We start from the raw sequence: 6,428 nt of genomic DNA, 5'->3' as shown, positions 1-6,428 counted from the left end.
CAACCAATTGCTTCAGCTCCGCCGACGTCTTCTGATGGTCCGCGATCATCTGCTTGGCGAAAACCTTGGTAGGATCGTCAGCCCGTCCGCGGCGAGCTTACTGGACTCGATTTCAAACATGTCACTGGTGGCAGCTTCCATAACGAAATCTTCCGTTTTGGGGGCCACCCCGATCAGAGAGTTGACGCCGGTCTTTTCAGCCGCCGTCTGGGCAAACGTCGGCGTTGACATCATTAACAAGGCAACAGTCACTAAAAGCTTGTTCATCTGGGTTCTCCTTTGCACTGAGCGAACAACGCGGGGTAGAGAACACTGTTCCAACAGCGCAAGCCGATGCCAGGGCGCTTCATTGGACAATGCCCGTCGCTGTTGACGTTATGATCGTGCTCGGCTTGATCCTGATCGGATGCGGTCGATTACCAGGTTAGCGACCGATCCTTACCGGCAGGGTGTGTACCATCGAAGCGAGACTTAAAAATCAGTGCTATCCAGGTGGCGGGATTCACACCATGCCCAGCAACAAGTGACTATGCCGGCCAAACACCGTCCAAAATAGTGTTCAGGTATGGATGAGTACACGTGACTTTTCGACTGTCGTTTGCATATCGGCGGTTCAGTCCAATGCGCGATGGTAATCGTATTATTGGAGAGTTCGTCCAAGTCGCGTCAGCTTAGAGCCGCTGTTTTGTACCCGCGCTAGTCCCGTCGGAGCTTTTAGAACGTTCCTCAAAACGGTCCGCGCCCTTGGCTAGGTCAGAACCTTTCTGGGCTTCCACCTTCTTTTCATCTTCTGCCGCGCTCTTCCTCAAACCTCGTGCAGCCTTCCTCCCTTTTTCCGTAGGGGCTTGCTCGATACCCATTGCACGTCCTCCGTTTCTCTTGCACGCTCAACGAACAGGCTCCAAGTTCGTTCCGTGACCTCCCGGTGCCAAAAATGAGGACTAGCCACGATGTGACAACAAGCCCCACTGCCGCAAAGGCATAGAATAGACAGCGGCCTGAAACCATCTCGGCAGTAACATTTATCGTTTGTGCCAGCGTTGATGGGCTGCCAATGGAGAAAGCGGCCAAGCAGATACTTACGGCTATGCCGGTAACTTCACTCGTGCAAGAAGTTTAGCTTAATCTCTATGTCGTTGCCGAGAGAATTCTGAGATTTGCCACTCAGAGAAATGGGATCGCCCCTAATCTCGCCCACCAGTTCAAGCCCGTTTTCATCGCCTCCAAATACGGATGCAATGGTTTCAGAGGTCATTCCTTTAAATGGGCGGGCCTTAACTTGGGCAGTAATGAAATTTCCAGAAAGCGAGTAGGTCCCAACGTAATAAATCAAAGTGTCTCCACCGTACACGCGACCGTCTCTAAGAACCACCAAGCCAATTCCCTGCATTGAGTGTGTATCAAACTCGGCACGATAGATTCCCTCGCGAAAGTTGTTAGGCATTAGCGTTCCTCCAACATTCAAATTGTAAAAACGATCTTACCACCGGTGAAGGTAAGTACTGGGAACCTTTCTAGATGGACCTGCGGAAGAGGGGCAACGATTGCGATGAGCAGCATACGTTGCAGCGACCGGCGCACAGTTGCACTGCCAAAGCCTGATAGTTCTATTGCAAAGAAGCCGGGTACCCGCAAAACCCCCTGGCGCGCCGATATTGGTAAAATCTAATTACCCGACAAATCGGCTATCACGGGAGGCAGTCCTTATGAAATGATGGTTGGCACGACGCGGGGCCTTGTTGCTGACGCCGCACTTGTGTTTGTTCTTCGACACCTGGCCCTTCAGGGTAACCACAGCGACAAACAAAACTGATCTCGTCTGGCCACATGTGCCCGCTGTGCAAAATACGCAAGATGCGGATCGTATCCATCGCTACGGCGTGGACCGCAACATAAGACGTACGCGGACAATGGCGCCTTCCTTAACTTCGAAATCTATTCGCATTTAAACCGAAGCGTCTGTTTATCAACGAACCGTACAATCGCCGGAGCCATTCCCCCATTCGTTTGAAGCTGCCGATATAGCAGGATTCGCCCCAAATCGGTCATTTATACTGAAGCATTTGAGATGAATGGATTGCAGCAAGGGGATTAGTGCCAGTCTGCTGTGGCCGCCGTTGGAAATGGCATTACCACATCGAGTCATCTGTTGGTTTCAACGGCGCCATCCGGATAGCAAGTAGTTGCTTGGACTAAAAACTTAGTGCCAATAGAAGCTAGTTAATCACGGGGTCGTCGGTTCGATTCCCTTCAAGACCGTAGGTTTCTCTAAAAGGCTACAACTGGGATTATCCCAGAACCGAAGACAGAAACTCACGCGTGCGCGCCTCTTTCGGCGCGCCGAATATCTCCTCCGGCGTTCCCTGTTCGCAGATGCTTCCCTTGTCGAAAAAACAGACGCGGTCGGATACTTCCCGCGCGAAGCGCATTTCATGTGTGACGAGCAGCATGGTCAAGTCGTGCTCGTGCGCCAGGCTGCGAATGACGGAGAGGACTTCCCCAACCAATTGCGGGTCAAGCGCTGACGTCGGTTCATCGAAAAGTAGAACCTGCGGGCGCATCGCAAGCGCACGGGCAATAGCCACGCGCTGTTGCTGCCCGCCGGAAAGCTGCACCGGATAGTGGTCTTTCTTCTCCGCAAGCCCCACCATCTGTAGCAGTTCAATTGCACGCGCTTCCGCTTCCGCCCGCGCCATCCCCAAGACTCGAACCGGCGCTTCGACAATATTGCGCAGGACGGTCATATGAGGAAAAAGATTGAAGCTCTGGAAGACCATGCCGACGTGATTGCGGATCTGGCGCAGGTGTTTTTCCGAGGCCTGGAACCGGCCTTTGCCGCCCGGCTCGTGGTAAGGCGTGCCGGCAAGTGTCAGCCTGCCTTCCTGGAACGGCTCGAGCGTCATCAGCACGCGCAGAACGGTCGACTTGCCGGAGCCGGACGGGCCGATCAGTGTCACTTTTTCTCCCTTCGCGACGCTGAAATTGAAATTGTCGAGCACAGTCAGAATACCGAAGCGCTTGGTGACGTCGGAAAATTCGATGATGGGCTGATCATTATTATTGGTCATCGCAAGGGTATTCCCGCTTTTGGAAGGGCTTTCTGCAGGCGGTGGAGGCCAGCCGAGCAGATCAACGTCAGGACAAGGAAGATCAGGCCGACAAGCGTCAGGGGCACGAGATATTCAAAAGTGCGTTCGCCGATCATGTTGGCGAGCCCCATCATTTCTAGAACTGTAACCACGGAAAGGACGGGCGTTTCCTTGATCATGGCAACGAGATAATTGCCCATGGCAGGCACGATTCGCGGTATCGCCTGAGGAATGATCACATCGCGATAGGTCTGCATCCGCGTCAGATTGAGGGCGGTTGCCGCTTCCCATTGGCCACGGTGCACCGCCTCTATGCCGCCTCGATAAACCTCAGAGGTATAAGCAGCGTATTGCAGGCCGAGCGCCAGCGCGCCGGTGAGGAAGGCGGGCAGAACGACGCCGAAATCAGGCAGAACGTAATAAAGGAAGAACAGCTGCACCAGCAGCGGCGTGTCCCGCAGGAACTCGACGATGAAAGCGGTCGTCCAGGAGATCACCTTGATGCGGCTGCGGCGCAACAGCGCAAACACCAGGCCAAGCACCAGCGCAATTGCAAAGCCCGCCGCCGCCGCCTGTAACGTGACTGTCAAACCGATAAGGATGATGGGCAGGATCGAGGTTGTATAAGTGATCCAGTTCGTTGTGTCCCATTCGTAGCCGTACATCATAATGGTAAGATCCTCACGAATGGCGGGCGCGGGGGAAGACGTCGCCGCGCCGCACGAAATGCTCGATGATGCGGATAGCGACCATCAGCAAGAGCGACATGCCGAAGTAGCAGACGAGCGTGATCGAATAGATACTGGCGCTATCCAGCGTGATGTTGCGGATCGACTGGGCCGCGAAGGTGAGATCGGCGATCGATATCAGCGACAACAGCGACGAAAGCTTAAGCGTTTCGATGGCGAGATTGCCAAAAGCCGGCATCATCTCGACAACCGCTTGGGGCAGGGAGATGCGAAACAGCGTCTGAAAGCGACCGAAATTCAGTGCACGAGCGGCCTCAAGCTGCTGCGTGGAAACGGCCGAAAGCGCGCCGCGTACGATTTCCGCGCCGTAGCCGCCGGCATGGGCAGCCAGGACCAGAATGCCTGTGGTGATGGGATCGAAGCTCAGGCCGACCAGCGGCAGCGCATAATAGAACCAGAACAGTTGGACGAACAGGGAAGTGCCGCGAAACACCTCCGTATAGCAGAGCGCTATCGCCGACAGGATCGGCCCACCTTCGACACGCAGAATGCCGAAGACAAAAGCAAGCAGGACGCCGATGGCAATGGCGGCCAGCGTAATTGTCATAGTAACGACGGCACCTTGCCACAGCATCGGCAGGTAGGCTGTCCAGTCCATCTGGAAGTCTCCCGGTTATTGCGGATGGCGCCCGACTCTCGACCGAGCGCCTTCTGCCGTTACTTCCCGGCGCAAAGGTCGGCGACGTTCTTTTGCGCGGTTGCGGCGATGCTTTGTTCCGAAAGGCCGTATTTGCCGAGGATTTTCTTATAATCGTCTGTCTCGCGGAAGGCGACCAGGGCAGTGTTGAAGGCGTCACGCAGTTCCTTGTCTTCCGGGCGGAAGGCAAAGCCGCCGTAATTGCGAACCGGTGCTCCCTTGACGACCGGATCCTTGAAGGGAGTGACCTGCTCGACATTGGCCTGGCCTTTGGCGAGCTCCGAAACTGTCAGCTCGGTCGCCGCATAGGCATCGGTCCGGCTTTGCACCGTCGGAATCGCATCCGCGTTGGCCGGAATGAAGACGATCTGCTCGTCCTTGACGCCGACGGCGCGCAGGAAGTCGACATTGTTTGCACCCGAAACGACGGCGACCTTCAGTGACGGATCCTTTGCGATATCCGCATAGGTGGTCAGGCCCTTGGGATTGCCCTTCTTGACCAGCAGTCCTTCGCCGTACGACGAGTTCGGCTCGGTGAAGGCGACCTGCTTGCAGCGCTCTGGCGATATGTTCTGCTCTGCGGCTGCAAAGTCGAAGCGACGGGCCTTAAGACCGGGAATGAGTGTTCCGAAGGGCGTTACGGTCCAGTTGACCTCCTCGATGCCCATGGACTTGAGGACCGCATTGGCGACGTCGGGACCGATTCCGGCCGATGTTCCGTCCGGCTGCATGTAGGAATAGGGCACTTCGTTCGCCGTTGCAGCGCGAATATAGCCCTGCGACTTGGCTTCCTCTACGGTGAGGGCACTGGCGGTCGTGACGCCGATGGACAGTGCAATGGCGCCAAGCGCCGCGATTTTCGTCATAGTCATTCGTCATTCTCCTCTGGTTAAAGTTTCGGCGGTCCGTTTTCGGATCTCGCATCGATTGTTCCGGTCAGATGTTCTCCGTGATCGTCGCGATGACGGAAAGGCAATCGCCGACCTTGATGAGGCCGGGCACATGGCGTGCTGCAAGAACGCCATCCATGACGGCGCTGTATTCGACAGGGGCGATGCCGGTCCGGCCCAGCGGGTAGACGCGGGCAACGGTCTCGCCGGATCTGACCGGATCACCGAGATCACGGACAAACGCGATCAATCCGTCGTCCTGCGCGAAAGTGAAGCAATCGTCCGACCGCATATCCAGCCAACGGGTCGGACGGACATCCGGCTCGCCTTTCAGGATGCCGGCGTGGCGCAGGAGGTTAAGGCTGCCCTTGCGTGCGATCTCTATGGAGCGGGCGGTTGCCGTGCCGGCCCCGCCAAGCTCGGTCGTGACGAAAGTCTTGCCCATTTCCTCGACCGTCGTATCCAGCATTCCAACCGCGTCGATCTCCAGCATCTTCATCGAGAAGGGCGCCGAGAAGGCGGCAACCGCTTCGAAGCAGCGGGCTTCCTGGTCCTTGTCCGGCAGCTCGTGAGCCGCAGCATAGGGCAGAAAGTCGAGCGTCTTTCCACCCGAATGGAAGTCGAGCACGATATCGGCCAGCGGAATGAGATGGCGCGTCACGTAGTCGGCGATCTTCTCCGTCACCGTGCCGTCCGGACGGCCCGGAAAGCTCCGGTTGAGGTTGCCGCGATCGATCGGCGAGGTGCGCGTACCGGCGCGGAAAGCCGGATAGTTGAGCGCCGGGACGATGATCACGCGCCCGCTCACCTGCGACGGATCGAGTGTCTGTGCCAGTTCCAGCAAGGCAGCCGGTCCTTCATATTCGTCGCCATGATTGGCACCGGTTAGCAGCGCAGTCGGGCCTTCCTCGTTGGCAATCACGCAGATCGGAATCATTACCGAACCCCAGGCGCTGTCATCGCGGCTGTAGGGCAGCCGCAGATGACCGTGCTGCACCCCCTTGGCGTCGAAATCGACGGTCGGAGCAATGGGCGAAGGGCGGGACACGCTCATCAGCACGGT

General features: G+C 56.7%; 7 protein-coding genes and 1 pseudogene. All 8 read right to left on the bottom strand.

What is annotated here, in order from left to right:
• Positions 1-267: pseudogene (locus BR48_RS0116635) on the bottom strand (DUF4142 domain-containing protein); the annotation flags it as partial.
• Positions 268-671: 404 nt separating this feature from the next.
• Positions 672-860 carry a hypothetical protein gene (locus tag BR48_RS26710; protein WP_027232346.1) on the bottom strand — a complete coding sequence of 63 codons (189 nt, stop codon included), beginning with the start codon at positions 858-860 and terminating at the stop codon, positions 672-674.
• A gap of 239 nt (positions 861-1,099) precedes the next feature.
• A complete protein-coding gene (locus BR48_RS24820) occupies positions 1,100-1,444 on the bottom strand; it encodes a GrlR family regulatory protein (RefSeq protein WP_051615087.1) in 345 nt (114 codons plus the stop codon).
• Between the two features lie 844 nt (positions 1,445-2,288).
• Positions 2,289-3,068 (bottom strand): ectoine/hydroxyectoine ABC transporter ATP-binding protein EhuA, encoded by a 780-nt coding sequence (gene ehuA, locus BR48_RS0116620; protein ID WP_027232345.1) that lies wholly within the window; start codon positions 3,066-3,068, stop codon positions 2,289-2,291.
• The gene (gene ehuD, locus BR48_RS0116615; protein WP_027232344.1) at positions 3,065-3,757 is read right to left on the bottom strand and encodes an ectoine/hydroxyectoine ABC transporter permease subunit EhuD; all 693 of its coding nucleotides are present in this window, start codon (positions 3,755-3,757) and stop codon (positions 3,065-3,067) included. The genes ehuA and ehuD overlap by 4 nt, the downstream gene beginning before the upstream one ends.
• Before the next feature lie 13 nt (positions 3,758-3,770).
• The gene (ehuC, locus tag BR48_RS0116610; protein ID WP_027232343.1) at positions 3,771-4,436 is read right to left on the bottom strand and encodes an ectoine/hydroxyectoine ABC transporter permease subunit EhuC; all 666 of its coding nucleotides are present in this window, start codon (positions 4,434-4,436) and stop codon (positions 3,771-3,773) included.
• 59 nt (positions 4,437-4,495) lie between these two features.
• Entirely contained in the window at positions 4,496-5,347 is an 852-nt protein-coding gene (gene ehuB, locus BR48_RS0116605) for an ectoine/hydroxyectoine ABC transporter substrate-binding protein EhuB (protein ID WP_027232342.1), read from the bottom strand.
• Positions 5,348-5,411: 64 nt separating this feature from the next.
• A complete protein-coding gene (gene doeB / locus BR48_RS0116600; protein WP_027232341.1) occupies positions 5,412-6,425 on the bottom strand; it encodes a N(2)-acetyl-L-2,4-diaminobutanoate deacetylase DoeB in 1,014 nt (337 codons plus the stop codon).
• Positions 6,426-6,428: the final 3 nt, after the last annotated feature.

The sequence above is a fragment of the Phyllobacterium sp. UNC302MFCol5.2 genome, assembly GCF_000686005.1.
Classification (GTDB): domain Bacteria; phylum Pseudomonadota; class Alphaproteobacteria; order Rhizobiales; family Rhizobiaceae; genus Phyllobacterium; species Phyllobacterium pellucidum.
Note: the sequence above shows the minus strand (reverse complement) of the source record. Positions and strands in the feature narration are given on the sequence as shown.

What these genes read in the sequence shown, in the direction of transcription:
- BR48_RS26710 (WP_027232346.1), bottom strand. Translation starts at nt 860, where the DNA reads ATGGGTATCGAGCAAGCCCCTACGGAAAAAGGGAGGAAGGCTGCACGA.
- BR48_RS24820 (WP_051615087.1), bottom strand. Translation starts at nt 1,444, where the DNA reads ATGCCTAACAACTTTCGCGAGGGAATCTATCGTGCCGAGTTTGATACA.
- ehuA (WP_027232345.1), bottom strand. Translation starts at nt 3,068, where the DNA reads ATGACCAATAATAATGATCAGCCCATCATCGAATTTTCCGACGTCACC.
- ehuD (WP_027232344.1), bottom strand. Translation starts at nt 3,757, where the DNA reads ATGATGTACGGCTACGAATGGGACACAACGAACTGGATCACTTATACA.
- ehuC (WP_027232343.1), bottom strand. Translation starts at nt 4,436, where the DNA reads ATGGACTGGACAGCCTACCTGCCGATGCTGTGGCAAGGTGCCGTCGTT.
- ehuB (WP_027232342.1), bottom strand. Translation starts at nt 5,347, where the DNA reads ATGACTATGACGAAAATCGCGGCGCTTGGCGCCATTGCACTGTCCATC.